Consider the following 2491-nt stretch of genomic DNA (forward strand, 5'->3'; position numbering starts at 1 on the left):
TCAAAATAGATAGGTTTATATGGATTTCTGGATTTGAATGATCCGGTTGTGCATGGGCAGTAGGGTGATAGTAGATAGAGACCCAAGACCTCCGCTGGCTGGCTGAGGGAGGGGTACACGCACACACATGGGGGGGAGGAGGGTGAGGCTGACTGAGGATGGATTGGAGGGCGCTCCCCACCGGGAGTGGTGGGTGGGTGCGTCCTGACAGGGGCTGAGCTGAAGGGGACCAGTGAACCCGTGAGGTCCCTGCATGATGCACTGAAGCCCAAGCTCCACTACGCGTACGTCAGGTGTGCGGACGCATACCTACGTGCGCCTACGTAGAGTGAAACCCTGCTGGGGGCTCCGTAACACTGTAGTGAGGGTTGAGCTTGGGTGGTGGTTGAAGCGAAAAGCTCCGCCTTTAAAGGCGTGGTTGTTCACGGATAACCATATCTCCAGGCTACGGCGCCAATCTCCCTCCTCCTCCTTTTTGAGCCTAGATAGTAGCCTAATGGTAGACCCATAAGTGATCCACCAAGGTGGGCGTAGACATCCGCGGAGCCGAAGGAGCTGTATATGAACACAAATAGGAACCATCCGAGAAAGGCTGGGTTCACCCTCCTATTATAGGCGTAGTCGAATGTTAGTGCTCCCGCGATTAGCCCGAAGATTCCCCCTGAGGCGCCGAAGCTGACTACGTTGGGGCCGTTGAGTAGGCTTAGCATGTTTCCGAAGACCGCGGTCACTAGAAACACAGTATAGTACTGTCTATCACTGTACACGCTTGAGAGTAGTGGGTCTAAGAAGTATACGGCTATGGCGTTAAAGAACACGTCGACGAAGCCGAGAAGACCGGGGGCCACCACGAATATCGATGTGAATATTGGTACGACCCAGCCGCTCTCGACGAGCGCGTTGAATTGAACGAATAAATATAATAAGTTTAGTACATTGAGTATTACCCCGGCTACTAGGCCGGCTACTATGGCTATTATCAGGTTTCTTCCCGGCTTTGAAAGGGTGAATCTTAGGTTAAATGACAAGGTTGTGCGCCTACTCGTGTTTTCCTTCCCCTGTGGGGTAGTTTCGGGGGCGTGTTAGGTTGAGTGTTAACTCCTCGATTATGAGTTTGTCTCTAACCCCAAGCTCAGCGAGTTCGGATTCGAGCTTCTGTGTATCAATAAAGTGCCTGTGCCCACATACTTGCGCGATGAATACGTAAGTTGGGGTGACCACATACTTCGTCACGTCGGAGTAAGCGCCACATTTCTTGCACCTCATCTTGAATTGTACCACCAAATACTATTACCCATTTCAAGTTTCGACCAAGTGATAAATATGTGTTATGCGTTCAGAGCCGAGCTTTACGGTATTTACTAGTAGTCCCCGGGTATTACGCACTATGGTTAGCGTATGCCGATGAGTTTTCTCCAGGCTCTTACGACCTCGTACCAGTATGCACCGCACATGGCGATGGATGTTGCTGCTAGATAATACACATAGGTTTGGCTTAGGCTGGTGAGTGCGCGATATGAGAAGTAGGCTATGAGTATTGTGAAGAAGATTGCGAAGAATAGCATGTTTGGTACTAGGAAGGCGCCCACCTTGCTGTACTCTTCTAGCAGGCTGGGTGTGGCCTCCCTGTTCGCGACGTATCGTCCCTCCTCATCCTGTTTTATGTACCCAGCCTTCATGAGTTTGGTGAGGTGATAGGAGGCTAGTGAGGGTGTTGAGAAGCCGAGCCCCCTCTGAACCTCTCTAAGCTCACTTGGACCATTCTTTAACACATAAACATATACTCTCAGGGTGTTGCCAGAGATATTTTTGGCGGAGTCGCTCTCCGAAACCATTTTCCAAGTCCACTTATTATTGGAAGAAAACGTATATACTAGATTAACTTTTCCCTGTGAGCTACCTCCGCCTGAAGGCGGAAGCTTCCTGAATCATAGCCCCACCTTGCCTCCCCCTCTCCACCAACCCCAAGGATGGGAGAGGAGGTATTGGGCGAAACTCCACAGGCACAGCGGGTGGCACCAACCCTGACCTCTTCAAGAGAACAAGAGAAGCGTTGAGGTCGCGGTCCAAGGTGAAACCGCAGTGGGGGCAGTGAAACACTCGGTCATCCAAAGTCAAGCTTTGGTTGATTCCTCCACACAGAAAACACTCGCGTGAAGAGTTGTAAGAAGGGACAGGTAAAACCTGTTTCCCTCTTTTCACAAACTCTCACCCTAAGATTCTCCTAAGCTCTGAGAAAGAGGAGTCGTACAGCCGCATCCTCCTCTTCTTGGTTACGCCTTTTTGAACCAAGCCCCGGACATCCAAATCCTCTAACACCAAGAGGTCGTACTCCTGTGAAAGTTGAGCCCCGAGTTTAAAGAACAAGTCCCGTCTGAAATCCTTAACACGCTCGTGCTGTTTAGCGGGCCTCCGCTTCGCTTTAAGCCAGTTCTTCGAGAGAAACCTTCTCCTCGACAGTGCTCTCCGAAGCATCCTGATTCTTTCAAGC

At 50.7% G+C, this 2491-nt stretch carries 4 protein-coding genes; all 4 read right to left on the minus strand.

The annotated features are described in order from the left end of the window. Positions 1 to 422: 422 nt before the first annotated feature. Positions 423 to 1028, minus strand: coding sequence for a hypothetical protein (locus tag AT710_09595; GenBank protein KUO90063.1), 606 nt, complete (start codon positions 1026 to 1028; stop codon positions 423 to 425). 10 nt (positions 1029 to 1038) lie between these two features. Next, the gene (locus AT710_09600) at positions 1039 to 1266 is read right to left on the minus strand and encodes a hypothetical protein (protein ID KUO90064.1); all 228 of its coding nucleotides are present in this window, start codon (positions 1264 to 1266) and stop codon (positions 1039 to 1041) included. A 125-nt stretch (positions 1267 to 1391) separates the two neighbouring features. Next, complete coding sequence (locus AT710_09605; GenBank protein ID KUO90065.1) at positions 1392 to 1835, minus strand: hypothetical protein; 444 nt, start codon at positions 1833 to 1835, stop codon at positions 1392 to 1394. Positions 1836 to 2208: 373 nt separating this feature from the next. Then, positions 2209 to 2475, minus strand: a complete 267-nt coding sequence (locus tag AT710_09610; protein KUO90066.1) for a hypothetical protein — start codon at positions 2473 to 2475, stop codon at positions 2209 to 2211. Positions 2476 to 2491 lie beyond the last annotated feature (16 nt).

The sequence above is a fragment of the Thermocladium sp. ECH_B genome (assembly GCA_001516585.1).
Lineage (GTDB): Archaea > Thermoproteota > Thermoprotei > Thermoproteales > Thermocladiaceae > Thermocladium.